Origin of the sequence: Kaistia sp. MMO-174 (assembly GCF_037147815.1) — a bacterium.
Taxonomy (GTDB): Bacteria; Pseudomonadota; Alphaproteobacteria; order Rhizobiales; family Kaistiaceae; genus Kaistia; species Kaistia nematophila.
Genome location: NZ_JBBCUO010000008.1, coordinates 1 through 22,530 on the forward strand (window position 1 = coordinate 1; position 22,530 = coordinate 22,530).

The window sequence follows — 22,530 nt, forward strand, 5'->3', positions numbered from 1 at the left end:
AACCGGAGGCAGCTATCTAGTCGCCTTCCGACAACCAGTCAACTACCAAATTAACAAAACTCGAAGACGAGTTTTCCGTTCGCCGGCAGCGGTGCCGCCCGCGTTCTTGAGGTGATGTATAGGGAGACGGCCGGCCGGCGTCAACGATTATTTCGAACAATTTTGGCCGGGATCGCTGCCCTGGATCCCGTCATGTGGATAAGCCGGCTTCCACCGGACCGGAAACCGCAGGATCCCGCCGCATTAGCCAAACCATTGAAAATTCTTAATATTCGTTAGCCGTCGCCCGTGCCACCGCCGTCCGCATCCCTGCCTCTTTCAGCGCCAGTGCCCCGCCCGGAAACTGAGCCGGCGTCCCCCGGTCAGCTCTGAACGATGAGCTGCCCCCTCCTCAGCCTCCCTCCCCCACGCCTCAGCCATATTGATGACATGAAGAGGGTCGATTTCAGGTCACCGCTCCTGGATGCGCCGCTTCGGTTCAAGCCGGCTTCTATCACGCACGGGCGCGCGAGTGTTTGGCGGCTGCCGCGGAAACAACGGCCCTGCGGCCTGCGATCCCTAGGGATGTCGGACCACTTCGTTGACTTGAGACAGAGCGGACGGCAAATTCCTCCGTCACGCGAGGCAGGCTCCAGGATCATATGACAGGCAGTCGCAAAGCTGCCGACGACGGGGAGAAGACGAAACCGTGAAGGCATCGACGCGCGGCGGCGCGCCAGCAAGAGGGACGAACGGCGCGCGGATCGACCTAGGCCGCGAGCCGCCTTTGACGGTTGGCGACACGCGCGAGGGCGTCCCGCAGCGCCGGAGCGTCAGCATCCGCTGGCTGACCGGCACGGTCCTCACCGGCTTTACCTCGACCATCCTGATGGGCGGCGCATTGATGGCCGCCCTGGACGGCCGCCACCAACTCGCCTTCCCGCCGGAGGCCGGCCGCACCCTGCGCGCCTCGGAAGCGGGCGGCGACGTGCCGCTCACCAATGGCGCCAAGGGCGACCGAATGCGGACCGCGCGCGAGCCCGCCACCGATCGCCAAATCGTGCAGGTCTCGACCGTCACCAAGCAGGGCGATCGCGATCTCATCAAGCTCAAGCCCTTCGCGCGTATCGCGACGCCGATCGCCACCGCCATCACCGCGCTCAGCGACGGCGTACCGGCTTATGATCCGGTCAAGATCGTCGCCGGCGCGGCCGGCGCCCGCGACAAGGGCAGCGACAAGAACGACACCCCGCCGCCGGCGGCGACCGAGAAGCTCGGCGTCATCGACGACGAAGGCGCTTCGGGTGACGGCGGTGACGACGGCATCATCATAGACGGCGCCGCCAGCGACGCGGCCGACGACACCAGCAATGGCACCGGCGCTGACGTGGTGGCCGTGGGCGCCGAGCAGGAGCAGATCTACGGCGCCAATGTCGAGGGCGAGGTCTCGATCAAGGTCAGCGACTTCCCGGTCAACGAGGCGCCGCAGGCCGAGGAGCCGAGCTTCAGCCCGGAAGAGGCCGAGCAGGTCGCCCGCGCGTCAACCCAGACCACCGTGTCGAACGGCGTCCAGATCGCTGCCATGCCCTATGTCGATCCGGACCGCTTCTCCTTCGACGAAAGCGGAACGGATCCCTTCTCGGCCCTTGGCGTGCGGATCGTTCCGGAGAACGTCTCCTTCGTCTCCAAGTCCGGTCCGGCCATCCCTTCCGACGAACGCGTCGCGGTGGTGGAGAAGAAGGAAACCGTCGGCGACATCCTCGCCGAGAACGGCATCGCAGAGGACGAGTCGAAGAACATCGTCTCCGCCATGTCCAACCTGATGGACCTTTCGGACCTGCAGGCGGGCCAGAAGGTCCGGATTCTCTTCTCCTCGGAAGGTGAGTCGCCGAAGCCGATGCGCGTCTCCATCTATGACGAGGGCTCGCACCAGGCGACGGTGGCGCGGCGCGACGACGATACCTTCGTACGCGCCGACGAGCCCGAGAGCTCGACCGACGAATTCGAGATGGCCGAGCCGGCGCCCGCCGATGACGGCCCGATGCCGCGTCTCTACCAGGCCGTCTACGAGACGGCGCTGGAGCAGAAGATCCCGGGCCCGCTGATCACCGAACTCATTCACATCTTCTCCTATGACGTCGACTTCCAGTCGCGCGTTTCGCCGGGCGACTCGCTCGAGGTGTTCCATTCGCTGCCCGACGCCGGCAGCGACGACGAGGAGATCCTCTACGCGGCGATCACGCTGGACGGCGCGACGAAGCGCTACTACCGCTACCGCTCGCCGGATGACGGCGTCGTCGACTATTTCGACGAGGAAGGTCGCAGCGCCAAGAAGTTCCTCGTCCGCAAGCCGATGAATGGCGGCGTGCTGCGCTCCAATTTCGGCTACCGCAAGCACCCGATCCTCGGTTACACGCGTCTGCATCCGGGCGTCGACTGGGCAGCGCCGCGCGGCACGCCGATCCTCGCGGCCGGCAACGGCGTCGTCGAGAAGGCCGGCTGGAGCTCGGGCTATGGCAACTTCACGCTGATCCGGCACACCAACGGCTATGAATCGGCCTATGGCCACCAGTCGGCGATCGCCAAGGGCATCCGGCCGGGCGCCAAGGTTCGGCAGGGCCAGGTCATCGGCTATGTCGGCTCGACAGGGCTCTCGACCGGCCCGCACCTGCACTATGAAGTGCGCATCAACAACAAGCCGGTCGATCCCCTGCGCGTGCGCCTGCCTCGCGGGCGCGTGCTGCAGGGCGACATGCTGGTCGCCTTCAAGCAGGAAAAGGCGCGCATCGACACGCTGATCGGGATGCCGGCCAGTTCAAAGGTCGCCGCCATCAACACCGACGAGGACGCCACCAACTAGGCCCTTTCCAAAGGGGAAAGCGGTCCTGGCACAATCTAGAACGGGAGGCCTTCGCGGAAGGCTCGATGTTACCGGAAAGCGACAGAAAGACAGCTGCGGCAAGGCCGCCGCGCCAGGCGGCGCGGCGGCCGGCCTTTGCTTTCATCCGCCTCGTCTGAGGCGATCCTCGCTTCCGGGGTGCCCGCCGCGACACGGTTCGCGCACGCACCGGCATGGACAAGACCATGAACTATTTCGAGAGCCCGTTCCTGGGCAAGCCGCTGACCGAACAGGTCACCAATCCCAACATCGTCGTCGGCCGCTACAGCTACTATTCCGGCTACTATCACGGCCACTCCTTTGACGACTGCGCCCGCTACCTGATGCCCGATCGCAGCGATGTCGACCGCCTCGTCATCGGCAGCTTCTGCTCGATCGGCTCCGGCGCCTCCTTCATGATGGCCGGCAACCAGGGCCACCGGAACGACTGGGTGACGACGTTTCCGTTCTTCTTCGTGCCCGAGGAGCCTGCCTTCGCCGGCGCGATCAACGCCTACGAGCCGGCCGGCGATACGGTGATCGGCCATGACGTCTGGATCGGCGCCGAGGCGATGATCATGCCCGGCATCCGCATCGGCCATGGCGCGGTGATCGGCAGCCGGTCGCTGGTGACGAGGGATGTCGAGCCCTACACCATCGTCGGCGGCAACCCGGCCCGGCCGATCCGCAAGCGTTTTGCGGACGAGGCGATCGCGATGCTGATGGAAATGGCCTGGTGGGACTGGGAGATCGAGCGGATCCGGGACGCCATGCCCCTGCTCTGCTCGGGCGACGTCGCGGCGCTCCATCGCCACTGGCTGGATCGCGCGGGCTGAGCCGGCGGGACCGCCAAAGGCGTCATCAAGAAAGCAAAAAGCCGCGCTGCATCGCTGCAGCGCGGCCTTTTGGATGGGAGGGCATGCCGCTTGCGGCATGCCCGACATCACGGCGGCTCAGGCAGCCTGCGAAGCGGTCTCGCCGCGCGGCAGGAACAGCAGCCTGTCGGTGCCGGCCGTGATCTTGATCAGCGAGCCGTCGGCGATCTCCCCGGCCAGGACCTTGTCGGCGAGCGGATCCTGCACATAGCGCTGGATCACCCGCTTCAGCGGACGCGCACCATAGGCCGGGTCGTAGCCCTTCTCGGCCAGCCAGCTCCGCGCCGTATCGTCCAGCTCCAGCGTCACCTTGCGCTCCTCGAGCAGCTTGGCAAGGCGGCCGAGCTGGATTTCGACGATCCGGCCCATCTCTGCCTTCTTCAGGCGATGGAACAGGATGATGTCGTCGAGACGATTCAGGAACTCGGGCCGGAAATGCCCGCGCACCACCGCCATGACCTGCTCGCGCACGCCATCGACATCCTCGTCGTCGCGCAGATACGCGAGATAGTCGGAACCGAGGTTCGAGGTCATGATGATGATCGTGTTCTTGAAATCGACCGTGCGACCCTGACCATCGGTCAGGCGGCCATCATCAAGAACCTGCAGCAGCACGTTGAAGACGTCGGGATGCGCCTTCTCGACCTCGTCGAACAGCACGACCTGGTAAGGCCGACGCCGCACCGCCTCGGTCAGCGCACCACCCTCCTCATAGCCGACATAGCCGGGAGGCGCGCCGATCAGCCGGGCCACGGAGTGCTTCTCCATGAATTCCGACATGTCGATGCGGACCATCGCCGTCTCGTCGTCGAACAGGAACGAGGCGACCGCCTTGGTCAGCTCCGTCTTGCCGACGCCGGTCGGGCCGAGGAAGAGGAACGAGCCGATCGGGCGGTTCGGATCCTGCAAGCCGGCGCGCGCCCGACGAACCGCCGTCGCGACCGAATGCACCGCCTCCGCCTGGCCGACGACGCGACGCGCCAGTTCGTCTTCCATGCGGAGCAGCTTCTCGCGCTCGCCCTGCAGCATCTTGTCGACCGGAATGCCGGTCCAGCGCGATACGATCTGCGCGATGTGGTCAGGCGTCACCGCCTCCTCCATCATCGTGCTCGTCTGCGCCTTCTCGGCCTCGACCAACTGACGCTCCAGCGTCGGGATCGTGCCATAGGCCAGCTCGCCCGCCTTGGCGAGATCGCCGGTGCGCTGCGCCTTGTCGAGGTCGCTGCGCGCCTGATCCAGCTGTTCCTTCAGCTTCTGCGCCGCGTTCAGCTTCTGCTTCTCGGCCTGCCAGCGCTGGGTGAAGGCGGACGATTCCTCCTCGAGGTCCGTCAGTTCCTTCTCCAGCCGCTCGAGCCGGTCCTTCGAAGCCTGGTCGGTCTCCTTCTTCAGCGCCTCGCGCTCAATCTTGAGCTGGATGATGCGGCGATCGAGTTCGTCGAGCGCCTCCGGCTTGGAATCAACCTGCATGCGCAGCCGCGCCGACGCCTCGTCGACCAGGTCGATCGCCTTGTCGGGCAGGAAGCGGTCGGTGATGTAGCGGTTCGACAGCGTCGCGGCGGCTACCAGGGCGGAGTCGGTGATCCGCACGCCATGGTGCAGCTCATACTTCTCCTTGATGCCGCGCAGGATCGAGACCGTGTCCTCGACCGTCGGCTCGCCGACGAAGATCGGCTGGAACCGCCGGGCGAGCGCCGGGTCCTTCTCGACATGCTTGCGGTATTCGTCGAGCGTGGTGGCGCCGACGCAATGCAGTTCGCCACGCGCCAGCGCCGGCTTCAGCAGGTTGGACGCGTCCATCGCGCCGTCCGCCTTGCCCGCACCGACGAGCGTGTGCATCTCGTCGATGAACAGGATGATGCCGCCATTGGCCGCCGTGACCTCGGAGAGCACGGCCTTCAGCCGCTCCTCGAACTCACCGCGATATTTGGCGCCGGCGATCAGCGCGCCCATGTCGAGCGCCAAAAGGCGCTTGTCCTTCAGGCTCTCCGGCACGTCGCCATTGACAATCCGGAGCGCCAGCCCTTCCGCGATCGCGGTCTTGCCGACGCCCGGTTCGCCGATCAGCACCGGGTTGTTCTTGGTACGGCGCGACAGAACCTGGATGGCGCGGCGGATCTCATCGTCCCGGCCGATGACCGGATCGAGCTTGCCGTCGCGCGCAACCTGGGTGAGATCGCGGGCATATTTCTTCAGCGCGTCATACTGGCCCTCGGCGCCGGCGGTGTCGGCGGTTCGGCCCTGGCGCAGCGCCTCGATGGCGCGGTTCAGGCCAACCGGCGTCACGCCGGCATCCTTGAGGATGCCAGAGGTCTTCGCGTCCTTCTCCAGCGCCAGGGCAAGGAGAAGACGCTCGACGGTAACGAAGCTGTCGCCCGCCTTCTTGGCGAGGTCGGATGCCTGCTGGAATACCTTGGCAAGCGGCGGGGCCAGATAAAGCTGGCCGGCTCCACCGCCGGAAACCTTCGGCATGGCCTCCAGCGCGCGTTCGGTCGCCGCCAGCGCCTGGCGGGAATTGCCGCCGGAGCTGTCGATGAGACCGCCGGCGAGGCCTTCCTCGTCGTCGAGCAGAACTTTCAGAAGATGTTCGGGCGTGAACTGCTGATTGCCACGCGTCATAGCGAGCGTCTGCGCCGACTGGATGAAGCCCTGCGCGCGCTCGGAATAATTGTCAAAATTCATAACTATGCCTCCTGACCCGGTCCCAACGCCTCGAAAGCACGAATGGGCCGCTCTGAAATATGGACCTCAGTCCAGCGACAGCCAAGCTTGGGCCTGCCGCCTGATCCGAATATGGTGTGGCCATCCTGCAACAGGAAGGGGCAGCGCCCACAATTTTGGCGCGCACGTCGCAGATCCAGCGGGCGCGCAGAAATATCGGGAAAAACCCATTCCAAATAGCGGGTTAGGCGCAGCCGGGCCAAGTCATGCGGCGTCCGGCCCGCCAACAAAAAACGCCCGGGCGCTGGCGCCCGGGCGTTTCAGGATCTCGTGAGAGGGGGCGTCGCTTACTCGTCGCTACCCGGCTCTCCGGCCAGCGCCGGCTCGGAGCCGGCCTCGCCCTCGGACGCGCGGGCTCGGGTGCGGGTGGTGCGACGGCGGCGCGGACGGAACTCTTCCTCGTCGGCCGAGGCGGAAGCCTCGGTACCGAGATCGAGGGTCGGCGCCGCCTCGGCGGCGGCAGCACGCTCGGCCTTGGCCGCGCTGCTGCGAGAGGCCCGCGCGCGCGGCGCGGCAACCGCTTCGGCCGGAGTCGCGGCGACCGGCTCGGCCTTCACTGCCTCGACGGGCGCGACCTCAACCGCGACCGGTTCCGGCTTGGGTGTCTCGGCCTTGGGAGCCTCGACCGGAGCCGCTGCGGCGACTTCAACGACCGGCTGGGCGCGCGGCACGTCGACGACCGGCTGGGGCGCCGGTTCGCCTGTCACGAAGCGGGGAAGCTGCGAACGCTCGTTGCGGTCACCGCGATCCGGACGGTCGCCGCGATCCCGACGCTCGCCGCGCGGCTGGCGATCGCCGCGATCCGGGCGGTCGGCGCGGATCTCGTTGCGGTCGGAACGATCGCCGCGGTCGCCGCGATCCTGCCGGTCCGAACGAGAACGCTCGAAGCGCTCCTGGCGATCACCGCGTTCCTGGCGGTCTCCACGCTCCTGACGGTCGCCGCGCTCCTGGCGCTCGGAACCTTCACGCGGCTCGCCGCCATTCGATCCGGAACCGTTGACGTAGGGCTGCGGGTCGTTCAGGCCAACATTGCCGTCCTGGTCGCGCTGCTGGGGCTGCTGGCGCTCATGATGATGAGCCTGGCCAAACCGCTCGCTGAAGCGGTCGTCTTCCTCGTCGAGACCCTCGTCGTCCGCGTCGGCGCGATAGGCCGGCTGCGGCTGCTGGGAATTCTGCGGGTTCTGGGCCTGCGCGGCGGCGATGACGCGGAAATAGTGCTCCGCGTGCTGCAGATAGCTCTCCGCCATCACGCGATCGCCCGACGACTGCGCGTCGCGCGCCAGCGTCACGTATTTTTCCGCTATGTGAAGGGCAGTGCCGCGGATCTTCACGTCCGGGCCGTTGCTCTCATACGAGCGGGTCAGCGGGTTGGGGCCCTTACGGTTATTGTTGTTGCCGTTGTTGTTACGCCCGCGCATCCGCTTGTTGTTATTGTTGTTCTGCTGTCCTTGTCTCATGAATTTTCTCTTCCGTGACCAACAAGGTCAAACAATCTCATCGACCGAATCCAAACGCCGGCCGGACAAAATCCGTCGATCGGCCGCCTCGGGCTGAAGCCCGAAACGCCGGGACCGGCGAAAGCGATCGTCACTCTTCCGCGGATCAAGGCAGCCGAGGGACCCTTGGGGCCCTTGGGCAACCTGGCCACCGCCGAGGCGGGGCGTCCTGGGAAATCGTGTCGTACCGAACAGAGATGACGCTCGAGGCACCGGAGCCCGGTCGATCTCCCCCGATCCGACCCCTACGGCCATCTGGTGGCCCTTGCCGCGCCGCTCCCGCGCGACGCTTGCGCTTCGACGTTCGGGAGACGCATCAATCTATCTGCGGCGGCTCGAAAACTAGCCGTTCCGCGCCCACTTTCCAAGCGGATTATTCAAATCCGCCCGGCTTGCTTCCCGTCGGCAACCAATTGGAACGGTGGATTTCCACCACGCGATCATGCCCCGCGAGATCGGCATGTACCACCGCCGCGAAGCCGGCCTGCTCCGCGAGCGCCGACAGCGACTGTGCCTGGTCGAATCCGATTTCGAAGAAAGTCGCACCGCCCGGCCGCATCATCCGGTCCAGATCCGCGACGATCGCTCTGTAAGCATCGAGGCCGTCATCACCTCCATCCAGCGCCAGCAACGGATCGTGGTCCCTGACCTCGCGATCCAGCGTCTGGATGACTTCGCTCCTGATATAGGGCGGATTTGAGACGATTACATCGGCCGGCGCGGAACTTTCGCCCCAGGAGCCGCGAATGAACAGGCTTCGATCGCCGACGCCGAGCCGCTCCGCATTGGCGCGCGCGGTCCGCGCCGCGGCTTCGGAAAGATCGACGCCAAGGCCGATCGCCTGTGGCAATTCGCTCAGAAGCGCGATCAGGATGGCGCCGGTGCCGGTGCCGATATCGACGATGCGAAACGGCCTGTCGCGACCCTGTGTCCGGTCGATCCAGGCCAGCGCCGCCTCGACCAGTGTCTCCGTGTCGGGACGCGGCACCAGGGTCGCGTCGGCGAGCTGAAAGGTGAGGCCCCAGAATTCCTTTTCGCCGAGGATGCGGGCGACCGGCTCGCCGGCGAGCCGGCGTTCGATCGCTGCCTCGATGGCGTCGATCTCTGCGTCGGAGAGCGCGCGATCGTCCATCAGGACGAGCCGATCCGGCGCCACGCCGAGGGCTCCCGCGACCAGAAGCCGGGCGTCGAGCGCCGGCGTCGCGTCCATTCCGAGTTCCGCCAGCCGCCTCGCCGCGGCGCGGCGCACGGCGCCGAGCGTGGCGGCCGGCCCAGTCATGTGTCGAGCGCGGCCAGCAAGCCTGCCTGATGCTCGGTGATCAGCGGCTCGATGATTTCGTCGAGCGCCTCGCCGGTCATCACCGCCTCGAGCTTGTAGAGGGTGAGGTTGATGCGGTGGTCGGTCACCCGGCCCTGCGGGAAATTATAGGTGCGGATGCGCTCGGAGCGGTCGCCCGAGCCGACCTGGCCCTTGCGGTCGGCGGCGCGCTCCGACGAGAGACGCTCGCGCTCCATGTCGAACAAGCGGGCGCGCAGGATCTGCGTCGCCTGGGCGCGGTTCTGGTGCTGCGACCGGCCCGCGACGACGATCACGGTCCCAGTCGGCAGATGGGTGATGCGGACGGCCGTGTCGGTCGTGTTGGCATGCTGGCCGCCGGCCGACGAGGCACGGGTGGTGTCGATCTTGATATCCTCGGGGCGGATGTCGATGTCGACGTCCTCCGCCTCCGGCAGCACGGCGACGGTCGCCGCCGAGGTGTGAATGCGGCCGCTCGCCTCCGTCGCCGGGACGCGCTGCACGCGATGCGCGCCGGATTCGAACTTCAGCCGCGCAAACACGCCCTTGCCGGTGACGTCGGCAATGATTTCCTTGTAGCCGCCCGCTTCGCCCTCGCTCTCCGAGAGAACCTGGATTCGCCAGCCATGGAGCTGGGCATAGCGCTGATACATCCGGAAGAGGTCGCCGGCGAACAGCGCGGCCTCGTCGCCGCCGGTGCCGGCGCGGATTTCGAGGATGGCGCTCTTCTCGTCGGCGGCGTCGCGCGGCAGCAGTAGGACGCGAATTTCCTGCGTCAGCGCCTCGACCTGCGCCTCGAGCGCGCCGCGCTCCTCCTCCGCCAGCGCCGCCATCTCGGGATCGCCGGCGAGATCGTCCAGAGCCTCGCGCTCGGCGACGGCAGCCTTCATCCGGTTCACCGCCTCGACGATATCCTGCAGTTCGGCGCGCTCCTTGGACAATTGCACCAAGGTCGCCCCGTCGCTGGTCGCGGCGAGCTTCTGGTCGATGACCTCGGCGCGGGCGACGAGGTGATTGATCTTTTCCCAGGGAAGACCGGGCGGCAGCAAGGAGGTCAGATCGGTATGCCTTCAGCTTCGGCGAAGGCGACGAGCGCCGCGCGGACGCCGTCCTCGCCATTATCCAGGGCCAGTAGAGGATCGAGCACGGCCTTGAGCCGGCCGATGTCGAGCGCGAGCAGCATCGCCTTCACCGGGCCGATCGCGGCGGCCGACATCGACAAAGACCGGAAGCCGATGCCCGCCAGCGCCATCGCGGCGAGCGGTCGGCTGGCGATCTCGCCGCAGAGCGTCACCGGCGTCTCGTGCCGGTCAGCCCCCTCGACGATCATCCGCAAGGTGCGCAGGAAATGGCGCGACAGCGGGTCGAACCGGCTGGCTACGCGGGGGTTTCCGCGGTCGCTCGCGGTCATGTACTGCAGCAGGTCGTTGGAGCCGACAGAGACGAAATCAACCGCCTGCATCAGCGAATCGAGCTGGAACAGCAGCGCCGGCACCTCGACCATCGAGCCGAGCAGGATGCGCGAGGGCTCGCCATGGCCATGCCGGCGCAATTGCGCGACCTCGCGGTCGAGCAGCGCCCGTGCCCGGTGAATCTCGCCCACCTCGGTGACCATCGGCAACATGACGCGCAACTCGCGGCCGGCAGCCGCGTGCAACAGCGCGCGCAACTGCATGCGCAGAAGGCCGGGGCGGTCGAGGCCGAGGCGGATCGCGCGCCAGCCGAGCGCCGGATTTTCCTCCGGCTGCATGCGCATATAGGGCAGCACCTTGTCGCCGCCGATATCGAGCGTACGGAAGGTCACCGGCCGGTTGCCGCTGGACTGGAGCACGGCGGCGTAAAGCGCCGTCTGCTCGTCCATGCGCGGCATGGTCGAGGCGACCATGAACTGCAGCTCGGTGCGGAACAGGCCGATGCCCTCCGCGCCCGCTTCGGCCAGATGCGGCAGGTCGACCAGCAGGCCGGCATTCATGTTGAGCGAAACGCGGTGGCCGTCCTGGGTCACGGCCGGCTTGTTGCGCAGCAGGCGATACTGGGCCTGGCGCTTGGCGCGGAACTTGACCTTCTCGCCATAGGCGGCCTCGACATCGGCCGGCGGCCGCACATGGGCCTCGCCAGTATCGGCGTCGAGGATGATCGGATCGCCGTTCTCGACCAGCGAGACGATATTGGCGGCGCGACCGATGGTGGCGATGCCGAGCGCCCGCGCGACGATCGTCACGTGGCTAGTCGCCCCGCCTTCCTCGAGCACCAGGCCGCGCACGCGGTTGCGGTCATAGTCGAGCAGCTCGGCGGCGCCCATGTTGCGCGCGACGATGACGCTGTCCTTGGGCAGGCTGGCGCCGTCCGGGCCGTGCGACTTGCCCATCAGCTCGCGCAGGAGCCGGTTGGCGAGATCGTCGAAATCGTGCAGTCGCTCGCGCAGGTACGGGTCGGTCTGGCGCTGCAGGCGGGCGCGCGTGTCGCTCTGCACCTTCTCGACCGCCGCCTCGGCCGAAAGGCCGTTCTGGATCGCCTCATCCATGCGGCGGACCCAGCCGCGGTCATAGGCGAACATGCGGTAGGCTTCGAGAATGTCGCGGTGCTCGCCGGCCAGCGCGATATCGTCGCGCGAGAGCATGTCGTCGACCGACAGGCGCAGATTGGCGATCGCCTGCTCGAGGCGACGGCTTTCCTTGTCGGTGTCCTCGGCGATCAGCTGGGTGACGACGACGCGCGGCTCGTGCAGCACGACATGGCCGAGCGCGATGCCGTCCGAAAGCGGGGTTCCCTTGAGCGAAAGCGGGCGCTTGACGTCGAGCGACGTGCCAGGCCGGGCGAGACCCTGCAGCTCGCCGACGGCGATCATCTCCGCCAGCACCATCGCCGTCGTCTGCAGCGCCTCGACTTCCTCGTCGTAATAGGTGCGGTGCGCGCGGTTCTGCACGACGAGGACGCCGAGCGTCCGGCCGGCGCGCAGGATCGGCACGCCGAGGAAGGCGTTGTAGATCTCCTCGCCGGTTTCCGGGAGATAGGCGAAGGACGGGTGACTCTGGGCGTCTTGCAGATTGAGCGGACGCGCCTCGGAGGCGATCAGGCCAACGAGGCCCTGGCCGACGCGCAGGCCGGCATGGTGCACCGCCGAGCGGTTCAGGCCCTCGGTCGCATAGAGTTCGAGCACGTCATCGGCGCGCAACACATAGACCGAGCACACCTCGGCGACCATGTTGGCCGCGATCTGGGCAACGATCTTGTCGAGCCGGTCTTGCGCGCTGATCGGCTCCGCCATGATTTCGCGCAGGCGACGGAGCAGGACGCGCGGCCCGGCGAGTGACCCCCGCATGGTCCGCCTTCCGCAATTCGAGAGCTTTGACGGGCTTCGACCATCGAAATCCGTCTCGGGAAGCCGGCCGATTCGGCCGGTTCCCCGCATGCTTCCTGCCTAGTCGTGGCACGAGTTGGGCAGAAGGTAAAATGCTGTTTCGTCGGGTCGGAAAGCCTGTTGATCAGGCGGCGTCCAGCCCATAGAGCGTGTGCAGCGTGCGCACCGCCAGCTCGGTGTAGGGCGCATCGATCAGGATCGAAATCTTGATCTCCGACGTCGTGATGGCGCGGATATTGATGCCCTTGGAGGCGAGCGCCTTGAAGGCCGAGGCGGCGACGCCCGCATGGCTGCGCATGCCGATGCCGATCACCGACACCTTGGTCAGATCGCGCGAGCCCTGGACGCTGGCATAGCCGATCGATTCGCGCGCCTCGGCCAGCACCTTCCAGGCCCGGTCGAAATCGGTGTTCGGCACGGTGAAGGTCATGTCGGTGGTCGTGCCGTCTTCCGAGACGTTCTGCACGATCATGTCGACATTGATGTTGGCTTCGGCCAGCGGCACGAACACCGCGGCGGCGACGCCGGGTTTGTCGGCGACTTCACGCAGCGAGATCTGAGCCTCGTCCTTGGCGTAGGCGATGCCGGTGACTACCTGCTTTTCCACGATCTCGTCCTCGTCGCAAATGAGGGTGCCTGGGGGATTGTTGGGATCGCCGAGCGCCGGATCTTCCGGATCGACGAAGCTGGACCGCACGAAGGTCCGCACGCCATGCACCATAGCCAGTTCAACCGAGCGCACCTGCAGCACCTTGGCCCCGAGCGACGCCATCTCCAGCATTTCTTCATGCGAGACGCGATCGAGGCGCTTGGCCTTCGGCACCATGCGGGGGTCGGTCGTGTAGACGCCGTCGACATCCGTATAGATGTCGCAGCGGTCCGCCTTGATCGCGGCGGCGATCGCGACGGCGCTGGTGTCGGAACCGCCACGGCCGAGCGTCGCGATGCGGTTGTCCGGGCCGAGGCCCTGGAAACCGGCGATCACGGCGACCTGGCCCTGCTCCAGCCGCTCGATCAGCCGCGCGCCGTCGATGTCGACGATACGGGCGGCGCCATGCGCGGCGTCGGTGCGGATCGGGATCTGCCAGCCCTGCCAGGAGCGGGCGTTGACGCCCATCTCCTGCAGCGCGATCGCGAGGAGCCCGGATGTCACCTGCTCACCCGAGGCGACGACGGCGTCATATTCGCGCGCGTCATGCAGCGGCGCGGCGGCGCGCGTCCAGTTGACGAGTTCGTTGGTCTTGCCGGACATGGCCGAAACCACGACGGCGACCTCGAACCCCGCATCGACCTCGCGTTTGACGTGACGAGCCACATTGCGGATGCGATCGATATCGGCGACGGAGGTACCGCCGAACTTCATCACCAGCCGGGCCATCAGCAACCTTTGGAAGCAGTTTCCGCGGAAGATGCGGAAGAGATTGAAGGAGTTCCGGCTAACAACAACCGGACGGGCGCCTTCATAGCGACTTCGGCCAGAAGCCGCAACGGCGTCGGCGCGGCCCGCGGAGGAAGCCACCGCAAACGCCGATTCCGGCCGCGACAAGTCGACCCCGGCTGCCGTCCGCCTTGACTTCGGCCCCGCCGCCGACGACGTTCGCCCCCAGAAGGAGCCGCCCATGTCAGCCGCCGCACAGACTTCCGCCGCCGCCCCGGGCACCACGGTCGATCAGGACGAGATCGCGCATTTCTCCGCGATAGCCAGCGAGTGGTGGGCGCCGAACGGCAAGTTCGCGCCGCTGCACCGGCTCAACCCGATCCGCATCGGCTTCATCAAGGACGAGGCGGCGAAACTGTTCGGCCGCGACAGCCGGGATCCGAAGGCGCTGAACGGCCTGCGCGTGCTCGATATCGGCTGCGGCGGCGGTCTGCTGTCCGAGCCGATGGCGCGCCTCGGCGCCACCGTCGTCGGCGCCGACGCATCGGAAACCAATATCGGCGTCGCCTCGCTGCATGCGAGCGAGGCCGGTCTCGACATCGACTATCGCGCGACCACCGCCGAGGCGCTCAGCGCCGCCGGCGAACAGTTCGACATCGTGCTGGCGATGGAGATCGTCGAGCACGTCGCCGACCTGCCGCTCTTCATCCGCGAGACATCGGCGATGGTGAAGCCGGGCGGGCTGATGGTGCTTTCCACCATCAATAGGACGCCGAAGGCATGGGCGCTGGCGATCTTCGGCGCCGAATGTGTGTTGCGCTGGCTGCCGCGCGGTACGCACACTTACGAAAAGCTGGTGCGCCCCTCGGAGCTGGCGAAGGCGCTCAGCGAGAACGGCCTCGACCTCTCGGCCGAGACGGGCGTCGTCTACAATCCGCTCCGGGACCGCTGGAGCCCTTCGTCCGACATGGACGTCAACTACATGATTTCCGGCGTCCGCCGCTGAGCCGCTTCCCCGACCCGAAAACAAGAACGGCTCCGGTGCATCACCGGAGCCGTTTTCACTTGCGCGAAGAAATGGGGCCTTGATCCGGGCGACCTAGTTGCCGTCTTCCGGCAGGACCGGGAGCGGCAGGAAATCGATCCCCTCCTCGGCCAGGGAGCGCGCCTCTTCCGGCGAGGCCTCGCCATAGATGCCGCGCGCCTCGACCTCCTGATAATGGATCTTGCGCGCTTCCTCGGCGAACTTGCCGCCGACATAGTCGGCGTTCTCGGTGACATGGTCGCGCAGCTTGCGCATCATCTCGACCATGGCGGCCTGGCGCGGGTCGGGCGCGGCGACCTTCATGGCCGCGCTTTCGGCCGCTGCCTCGCGCTTGCGCGCCGTCGAAACCGACGGCGCCATCAATGCCTTCACGACATCGCTCGTCCCGCATTCCGGGCAGGTCACGGCACGCGCCTTGGCGGCCTTGTCATAGGCAGCCGCATCACGGAACCAGCTTTCGAAATCGTGCCCGGCGGTGCAGACGAGATTGTATCGGATCATGGAGCCTATATGGGGATCAGCTCACGAAGGTGCCAACCTGCGGCATCTCCGGCAGCGAAAAATCGCGTGCATTGACCAGGGCGGGGATCGCCTGCCGCGCCGAAACCGAGAAGGCGGGGTCGATCTCGGCGATGATGAAGCCCGGCTGATCATCGGCCTCCGCAAGGATCTTGCCCCATGGGTCAACGATCATGCTGTGGCCATAGGTATCGCGGCCGTCCTCGTGATGGCCGGCCTGCGCCGCCGCGATGACATAGGAGCCGGTCTCGATGGCGCGCGAACGCAGCAGGACATGCCAATGCGCCTCGCCGGTCTTCTTGGTGAAGGCGGCGGGCACGGCGAGCACGGCGGCGCCGGCCTTGGCCAGCGTCCGGTGCAGGGCCGGGAAACGGACGTCGTAGCAGATCGTCATGCCGACCTTGGTCCAGGGCAGGTCGGCAACGACGGCGGTGTCGCCGGCGCGATAGGTCGCGGATTCGCGATAGCTCTCGCCGCCCGACAGGTCGACGTCGAACATGTGGATCTTGTCATAGCGCCCGATGATGGCGCCGTTTGGCGCGATCAGGAACGAGCGATTGGCGATGTGGTCGTCAGGGAGCTTGATCGCCATCGAGCCGATATGAAGATGGATGCCCAACTCGCGCGCGATCTCGCGGAAACGCTGCAGCGACGGGTCGATTTCTTCCGGCCCGATCGCGGCGAGAAGCGCCGCCTTGTCGCGGTCGAGGATCGTCGTCATCTCGGGCGTCAGCACATATCCGGCGCCGGCCGCTGCCGCCGCCCGGATCAGAGCCTCGGCGTCGTCAACATTCGCCGCCACCGATCGTCCACTTCGCATCTGGACGCAAGCCGCCTTGAAGCTCGTCATCGGCTTTCTCCTTGATTGAATGAATGAAAGTGGCGACCGTCAGGACGCCAGAAGCAGGTCCAGGCGGCCTTGGCCGTCGAGGTCATGCAGGTCGTCGCAGCCGCCGACATGGGTGTCGCCGATGAAGATCTGCGGGAAGGTGGCACGCCCGCTGGCGCGCGCGATCATTTCCTGGCGCAGGTCCGGTTTCCCGGTCGCGTCGAATTCCACGTAGGCGACGCCTTTCTTTTCCAGAAGGCGCTTGGCAGCCGAACAATATCCGCAGGCTTGCCGGGTGTAGATGATCACTTCGGCCATGTTCAATCCTGATGATGGGGCGCCGCCTATATAGGCTTCAGCCGGGCCCTTCGACAACCCGTGCGAAGACGACGACGTCGACGGCGGCCGCTCCGCCGCGAAGAAGCGCCCGCGTCACGGCCTTGGCCGTCGCCCCTGTCGTGTAGACGTCGTCGACGAGGAGAACCCGCCGTCCGGCGAGCTTTTGCCGCGCTTCAGGCGACACGCGAAAGGCACCCTGGACATTGGCGGCGCGTTCCGAAACCCTTAATCCGACCTGCCGGCGCGTCGGCTTGATGCGGTCGACAAGATCGGGGACATGCGGCTTTTCCAGCCGCCGCGCGACCTCGGCCGCGATCATGGCCGACTGGTTGAATCGCCGTTGCCAGAGCCGGCGCGGATGCAGCGGCACCGGCGCGACGAGCTCTGCCCCGACTCCGAGATCGTCAGCCGCCCTTGCCATCATGGCGGCCATGGAGCGAGCAAGCTCGGTATGGTCATGATACTTCAGGCCCTGGACGATGCGGCCGGAGAATTCGTCATAGATCGCGACGGCCCGCAGGCGATCGAAGGGCGGCGGATCTGCGATCGCCTCGGCCGACAGTGCGTCGGGACCGATGTCGTAGCCGAAGGGGATCGCGAGCCGCTGGCAGAACGGCCGCTCGATCAGCCGCAGCCGGCCCCAGCAGCCGGCGCAGAGCGCCCCGGCGCTGGCGACGGGCCGGCCGCAGGCGAGACAGCCCGGCGGCAGCGCGAGATCCAGCGCGAACCGCCCGGCAGTCGCAAGACCTGCCCGAAGCGAGGCCAACCATGCCGATTTGTCGACCGCAGCGCCCTCTCGCATGACGCAACGTAATGCAGAACGGCTTTGACCGGAAGGGCGGCGAGTCCCATAACCGCCGCGACCACACCCATCAGGAAGGCTGCTCCATGGCCGGCGCCCCCATTCTCTTCGATCGAAGCCTGCTCGCGCTGCACCGCGCCCGCGCCGAACGGCTCGCCATCCCCGGCAGCGATTTCCTGCTCGCGCGCACGATCGACGATTTGATGGACCGCCTGTCGACCGTGAACCGCCACTTCGAGCAGGCGGCCGACATCGGCGATCTGTCGCCGGCGCTCGCCGCGGCGCTCGCGGCGCACGGCCAGGGCGGCACGGTCCGGCGCGTCCGGCCGGACGAAAACGAGGCGCTGCCGCTGGAGCCGGGATCGGTCGATCTCGCCGTCAGCGCGCTTTCCTTCCAGTGGATCAACGACCTGCCGGGCCTGCTCGCCCAGATCAAGCGCGCGCTGAAGCCGGACGGGCTGCTGCTGGCGACGCTGGTGGGCGGCGACACGCTGCAAGAGCTGCGCGCCGTGCTGACCGAGGCGGAGAGCGACATCCGAGGCGGCGCCGCCCCACGCGTCGCCCCGTTCGCCGATGTCCGCGACATCGGCGCGCTGCTGCAGCGGGCCGGCTTCGCCCTTCCGGTGGCCGACACCGACCGGTTCACCGTGCGCTATGACAGCATGTTCCATCTGATGCGCGACCTGCGCGCCATGGGGGCGACCAATGCGCTGACGGCGCGCGATCCGCGCCCGCTCACCCGCGCGATCCTCGCCCGGGCCGCCACGCTCTATGCCGAACGCTATGCGGACGCCGACGGCCGCGTTCGCGCGACGTTCGAGCTGATCGCCCTTTCCGGCTGGGCGCCGCATGAAAGCCAGCAGAAGCCGCTGAAGCCCGGCTCGGCCAAGATGCGCCTCGCCGATGCGCTCGAGGCGGCGCGGAAGGAACGCGAGGGATCGTCGGACTGAGGAAGCGTCAGGATTCGGCGGCGAGCGCGACGGCGCGCTCATAGAGCGAGACGATGCCGCCGCCGGTGAAGGTCACGGCGACCAGCGCCAGCACGATGACGCCGATGATCAGCCCGTACTCGATGGCGACCGCCCCGCGACGGGCGCGCAGCAGGCGAAACAGGGAAGGACCAGAGGCCGCACGCATCGACTACGCCTTGCCGTCGGGACGGCAGGGCCCTGCCCCCCGTCCTCACGGTGCCGCGACGCGCGGCACCTTCAGGCGGGAGCCTCGCGCAAACTCATAAAAGCTCGATTAACGGCGCGATCAGCGGCTCGTCGGCCGGTGGCATCGGATAGTCACGCAACTGCTTGGCGCGCACCCACTTGATCGCCTGCCCCTCGAGGCTGCGCGGGAAGCCCGTCCAGCGCCGGCAGACATAGAGCGGCATCAGGAGGTGGAAGTCGTCATAGGTGTGGCTGGCGAAGGTAAGCGGCGCCAGGCAGGCCGTCTTGGTCTCGACGCCGAGTTCCTCACGCAGCTCGCGGATCAGCGCGTCTTCCGGCGTCTCGCCGGCATCGACCTTGCCGCCGGGAAACTCCCAGAGGCCGGCAAGAGCTTTTCCCTCCGGCCGCTGCGCGATCAGGATGCGGTTGTCGGCATCGACCAGCGCGCAGGCGACGACGAGAAGCAGGCGGCGTGTCATCAGAACCTCGCGGGAGATCAGGCCGGACGGCGATAGTGATAGCGATACTGCTCGACGAAGCCGAGGCCTTCATAGAGGGCGATCGCAGCGGCATTCTCGGATGTCACCTGGATCGCGGCCGCGGTCGCGCCATTCTCCAGCGTCCAGCCGAGGGCGGCCCGCATGACCGAGGCGCCATAGCCCTGACGCCGCCTCGCCCGGTCGGTGACGACATTCAGGAACACGCCGATGCCGCAGGCGTTGACGGCGAGCGCGGCGGCCGCCGGCGTGCCGTCCGGCGCATAGCAGACGATGCCGCGCGCTTCCGGCGCGACCAGGCCGAGCAGGATCTTCAGCGTCTCGACCTCCTTGGCGGAGGCCTGGCTCAGCACGGACTGGGCGCGATACCAGCGGGGATCCATCGGGTTGAAGTAGCGTATATCGCCGGTCGGCTCGAAGGCGGCGCCATGCAGGTCCATCGCCAGCACGCGGCTTTCCTCGAACTCCGTCCAGCCGGCGTGGTCGAGCGCGTCCAGCACCCGTGCGCCGGCAAGCGGCGTCACGCGGAACACCGGCTCGATGCCATGGCGGGTCGACAGCGCCGCGAGATAGGCGATCCGGCGCTCGGCCTCGTCCTCATCCTCCGGGTCGAGGCTCTGGAACGAGTTCGAACGCTTCGAATAGCCATGCGCGAAGCGCCAGATCCAGGCGCCGTCATGCACATTGCCGACGGCCGGCCAGGCGGAAAGACAAGCAGCCTCGATGCCGAGGATAGACGGCAGCGTGGCCACGTCAGCTCCGATAATCGCCATTGATCGCGACATATTCCTTGGTCAGGTCGCAGGTCCACACGGTGGCCCTGCCCTCGCCGAGGCCGATCTCGGCCGTCACGACGATTTCCTTGTTCTTCATGTAGGCGGAGGCGACGGCCTCTGAATAGGCCGGGTCGCGCTCGCCCTCGAAGGCGACGCGAGTTTCGCCGAAGGAGATCGACAGGCGGTCGCGGTCGGCCGGCTCGCCGGCCTTGCCGACGGCCATGACGACGCGACCCCAATTGGCGTCCTCCCCGGCCGCCGCCGTCTTGACCAGCGGCGAATTGGCGATCGACAGCGCGATGCGCTTGGCGGAGGCGTCGGAGACGGCGCCCTCGACGCGGACCTCGATCAGCTTGCGGGCGCCCTCGCCGTCGCGCGCCACCTGGATGGCGAGGTCGAGCAGCACCTCGTCGAGCGCCCTGGCGAAATCGGCGAGGCGCGGGTCGGCGGCGTCGGTGATCACCTCCGCCCCGGCGGCCTTGCCGGTGGCGAAGAGGAGCAGCGTGTCGGAGGTGGAGGTGTCGCTGTCGACGGTGACGGAATTGAAGCTGCCCACGACGCCCTTCGAAAGCAGCGCCTGCAGCACGGGGGCGGCGATGGCGGCGTCGGTGGCGACGAAGGAGAGCATGGTCGCCATGTCGGGGGCGATCATGCCGGCGCCCTTGGCGATGCCGTTGATCGTGACCGTCGCGGCGCCGAGCTTGACCTTGCGGGTAGAGCCCTTCGGGAAGGTGTCGGTGGTCATGATGGCGCGCGCGGCGTCGACCCAGGGGCCGTCGGCGGCGCGGGCGGCGGCGTCCGGCAGGACCGCGGCAAATTTCTGCGCGTCGAGCGGCTCGCCGATCACGCCGGTCGAGGCGAGGAAGACCTCGTCCGGCCGGCAGCCGGCGACCCTGGCGGCCAGCTCGCCCTGCAGACCGGTGGTCTCGCGGCCCTTCTTGCCGGTGAAGGCGTTGGCGTTGCCGGAATTGACCAGCAGCGCCCGGGCGGTGCCACCCTTCAGCGAGTCCCGGCACCAGTCGACCGGCGCCGACGGGCATTTCGACGTGGTGAACACGCCGGCGACGGTGGTGCCTTCCGCGAACAGCGCCAGGAAGACGTCGAGGCGGTTCTTGTACTTGATACCAGCCTCAGCGGTCGCGAAGCGGACGCCCTCGATCGGCGGCATGTCGGGAAAGGGGACGGCGAGCGGGGAGACGGCAGTGGACATGATGCCTCGGCGGTTTCGGGCAAAGGAGGCCCTCCCTGTGCCCGAACCGCCTGTCACGCGCAAGCCGTTTCGGAGCGTCGGGAGGGAACGGCGGCCATCCTCAAATGCAAAAGGGCCGGAACGATGTCCGGCCCTTCCGTTAGCAATCCGTTAACCCTACGGCAGAGTTTACTGCGCCGGCTGCGCGTCCGGGGCGGCCTTCAGAGCCGGGTCGACGATATCGACCTTGCTGTCCTTGCGCAGGCCCGCGACCGTGTCGACGAAGGTGTCGCGCAGCACGAGCTGGCGAACCTGGTCCTTGACCTGATCATAGGTCGGCAGCGGCTGCTTGCGCTTCTCGACCGACTTGATGATGTGGAAGCCGTACTGCGTCTTGACCGGCTTCTCGGTGTACTTGCCGGGCTCGAGCGCGAACGCCGCGTCCTCGAACTCCTTGATCATCTTGCCCTTGGTGAAGAAGCCGAGGTCGCCGCCCATCTTGGCGGAGCCGGGGTCCTTCGACTTCTCGGCCGCGAGCTTGGCGAAGTCGCCGCCCTTGTCGAGCTCCTTGATGATCGCCTTGGCCTCGTCCTCGGTCTCGACCAGGATGTGCTGGGCGTGGACTTCCTCTTCCGGCACGATCTTGGCGATCTCGGCCTCATAGCGCTTCTTGACCGCCTCGTCGGTCACGGCGAGATCGACCTTGGCGCGGAAGAACTCGTTGCGAAGCGCGCGGGCGCGCAGCAGATCGAGCCGGCGCTGGAACTCCTCCGACTTGTCGAGGCCGTCCTTCTCGGCGGCGCCCGCCATCAGGCGCAGGTCGATCAGCACGTCGAGGATCGCCTTGCGGCGCTGGTCGGGAGCGACCTTCGCCAGTTCCTCGGAGAAGTCCTCGCCGGCCAGCGTCAGGTCGGCTTCGGTGATCGGCTTGCCGTTGACGGTGGCGACGACGGCCTTCGGATCGACCGGAGCGGCGGGCGCGGCGGCCGGCGCCGCAGCCGGCGCGGCGTCCTGGGCCACGGCGGGTGCCGCCAGCGCCATCAGGCCGAGCACGGCCAAAGCAGGCCCGCGCAAGGCCGTAAGGGAAGTTGCGACACGAGACTTCATGGACTTGTCCTGTTCCGTTACGGAGAGAGAAGTGAAGAGCATAGCCAGTTCCTCACGATCACGTGCGTGGATCCGCTGCAATTCCGGCATTTTCCGGGCATGGAACCGCTGGTCGTCCACGTTGACAACCCTTGTGCCCCCTCTTATCTGTCTCGGAACTCGGCGTCCAGAACGCTGTGAGAGGTGACGGCGCGCCTAACGGTTTCCGGCCTTCGTCGCAGCGATCGCGCCGACAACACGAACCCGGCGCCCCTTGCCTTCTTTGAGCGGGCCGGACCCAACATCAAG

The 22,530-nt window shown here is 67.2% G+C and carries 19 protein-coding genes; 4 read left to right on the forward strand and 15 right to left on the reverse strand.

Features of this window, described 5'->3' with window-relative positions:
* The first annotated feature begins 766 nt into the window (after positions 1 to 766).
* Both WFK98_RS25670 and catB read left to right on the forward strand, forming a co-directional pair.
* A complete protein-coding gene (locus WFK98_RS25670; RefSeq protein WP_336802304.1) occupies positions 767 to 2,839 on the forward strand; it encodes a M23 family metallopeptidase in 2,073 nt (690 codons plus the stop codon).
* 224 nt (positions 2,840 to 3,063) lie between these two features.
* Positions 3,064 to 3,693, forward strand: a complete 630-nt coding sequence (catB, locus tag WFK98_RS25675; RefSeq protein ID WP_336802305.1) for a type B chloramphenicol O-acetyltransferase — start codon at positions 3,064 to 3,066, stop codon at positions 3,691 to 3,693.
* 117 nt (positions 3,694 to 3,810) lie between these two features.
* On the opposite strand, the gene clpB is transcribed toward catB, so the two are convergent.
* From clpB to WFK98_RS25705, 6 genes are all read right to left on the reverse strand, one after another.
* Complete coding sequence (gene clpB / locus WFK98_RS25680) at positions 3,811 to 6,411, reverse strand: ATP-dependent chaperone ClpB (RefSeq protein WP_336802306.1); 2,601 nt, start codon at positions 6,409 to 6,411, stop codon at positions 3,811 to 3,813.
* 326 nt (positions 6,412 to 6,737) lie between these two features.
* Positions 6,738 to 7,907 carry a DUF4167 domain-containing protein gene (locus WFK98_RS25685; protein ID WP_336802307.1) on the reverse strand — a complete coding sequence of 390 codons (1,170 nt, stop codon included), beginning with the start codon at positions 7,905 to 7,907 and terminating at the stop codon, positions 6,738 to 6,740.
* A 412-nt stretch (positions 7,908 to 8,319) separates the two neighbouring features.
* Positions 8,320 to 9,225, reverse strand: coding sequence for a peptide chain release factor N(5)-glutamine methyltransferase (gene prmC / locus WFK98_RS25690; protein WP_336802308.1), 906 nt, complete (start codon positions 9,223 to 9,225; stop codon positions 8,320 to 8,322).
* On the reverse strand, positions 9,222 to 10,292 hold the full coding sequence (prfA, locus tag WFK98_RS25695; RefSeq protein ID WP_266340547.1) for a peptide chain release factor 1: 1,071 nt from the start codon (positions 10,290 to 10,292) through the stop codon (positions 9,222 to 9,224). Before prfA ends, prmC begins: the two co-directional genes overlap by 4 nt.
* 5 nt (positions 10,293 to 10,297) lie before the next feature.
* Positions 10,298 to 12,565 carry a phosphoenolpyruvate--protein phosphotransferase gene (gene ptsP / locus WFK98_RS25700; protein WP_266340546.1) on the reverse strand — a complete coding sequence of 756 codons (2,268 nt, stop codon included), beginning with the start codon at positions 12,563 to 12,565 and terminating at the stop codon, positions 10,298 to 10,300.
* Between the two features lie 163 nt (positions 12,566 to 12,728).
* A complete protein-coding gene (locus WFK98_RS25705) occupies positions 12,729 to 13,982 on the reverse strand; it encodes an aspartate kinase (RefSeq protein ID WP_266340562.1) in 1,254 nt (417 codons plus the stop codon).
* 241 nt (positions 13,983 to 14,223) lie between these two features.
* Here WFK98_RS25705 and ubiG point away from each other — a divergent pair, with 241 nt between their 5' ends.
* Entirely contained in the window at positions 14,224 to 14,988 is a 765-nt protein-coding gene (gene ubiG / locus WFK98_RS25710) for a bifunctional 2-polyprenyl-6-hydroxyphenol methylase/3-demethylubiquinol 3-O-methyltransferase UbiG (RefSeq protein WP_336802309.1), read from the forward strand.
* Positions 14,989 to 15,081: 93 nt separating this feature from the next.
* On the opposite strand, the gene WFK98_RS25715 is transcribed toward ubiG, so the two are convergent.
* From WFK98_RS25715 to WFK98_RS25730, 4 genes are read right to left on the reverse strand one after another with little or no spacing between them, the layout of a single operon-like run.
* Positions 15,082 to 15,528 carry a DUF1178 family protein gene (locus WFK98_RS25715; RefSeq protein WP_266340544.1) on the reverse strand — a complete coding sequence of 149 codons (447 nt, stop codon included), beginning with the start codon at positions 15,526 to 15,528 and terminating at the stop codon, positions 15,082 to 15,084.
* A 16-nt stretch (positions 15,529 to 15,544) separates the two neighbouring features.
* Complete coding sequence (locus WFK98_RS25720; RefSeq protein ID WP_266340543.1) at positions 15,545 to 16,396, reverse strand: carbon-nitrogen hydrolase family protein; 852 nt, start codon at positions 16,394 to 16,396, stop codon at positions 15,545 to 15,547.
* 39 nt (positions 16,397 to 16,435) lie between these two features.
* On the reverse strand, positions 16,436 to 16,693 hold the full coding sequence (gene grxC, locus WFK98_RS25725) for a glutaredoxin 3 (protein ID WP_266340542.1): 258 nt from the start codon (positions 16,691 to 16,693) through the stop codon (positions 16,436 to 16,438).
* Between the two features lie 37 nt (positions 16,694 to 16,730).
* A complete protein-coding gene (locus tag WFK98_RS25730) occupies positions 16,731 to 17,480 on the reverse strand; it encodes a ComF family protein (RefSeq protein ID WP_336802310.1) in 750 nt (249 codons plus the stop codon).
* A 122-nt stretch (positions 17,481 to 17,602) separates the two neighbouring features.
* Between WFK98_RS25730 and WFK98_RS25735 the strand changes: the two genes are divergently transcribed.
* Entirely contained in the window at positions 17,603 to 18,466 is an 864-nt protein-coding gene (locus WFK98_RS25735; RefSeq protein ID WP_336802311.1) for a methyltransferase domain-containing protein, read from the forward strand.
* Positions 18,467 to 18,473: 7 nt separating this feature from the next.
* On the opposite strand, the gene WFK98_RS25740 is transcribed toward WFK98_RS25735, so the two are convergent.
* The 5 genes from WFK98_RS25740 to WFK98_RS25760 all read right to left on the reverse strand — a co-directional run bounded on the left by WFK98_RS25740 (position 18,474) and on the right by WFK98_RS25760 (position 22,242).
* Positions 18,474 to 18,653, reverse strand: a complete 180-nt coding sequence (locus WFK98_RS25740; protein ID WP_266340539.1) for a Flp family type IVb pilin — start codon at positions 18,651 to 18,653, stop codon at positions 18,474 to 18,476.
* Positions 18,654 to 18,747: 94 nt separating this feature from the next.
* Positions 18,748 to 19,152: an 8-oxo-dGTP diphosphatase MutT gene (mutT, locus tag WFK98_RS25745; protein WP_266340538.1), complete on the reverse strand. Its 405-nt coding sequence runs from the start codon at positions 19,150 to 19,152 to the stop codon at positions 18,748 to 18,750.
* Positions 19,153 to 19,169: 17 nt separating this feature from the next.
* Entirely contained in the window at positions 19,170 to 19,922 is a 753-nt protein-coding gene (locus WFK98_RS25750; protein WP_336802312.1) for a GNAT family N-acetyltransferase, read from the reverse strand.
* A 1-nt stretch (position 19,923) separates the two neighbouring features.
* Entirely contained in the window at positions 19,924 to 21,156 is a 1,233-nt protein-coding gene (argJ, locus tag WFK98_RS25755; protein ID WP_336802313.1) for a bifunctional glutamate N-acetyltransferase/amino-acid acetyltransferase ArgJ, read from the reverse strand.
* Between the two features lie 168 nt (positions 21,157 to 21,324).
* Positions 21,325 to 22,242: a peptidylprolyl isomerase gene (locus WFK98_RS25760; protein WP_266340535.1), complete on the reverse strand. Its 918-nt coding sequence runs from the start codon at positions 22,240 to 22,242 to the stop codon at positions 21,325 to 21,327.
* Positions 22,243 to 22,530 lie beyond the last annotated feature (288 nt).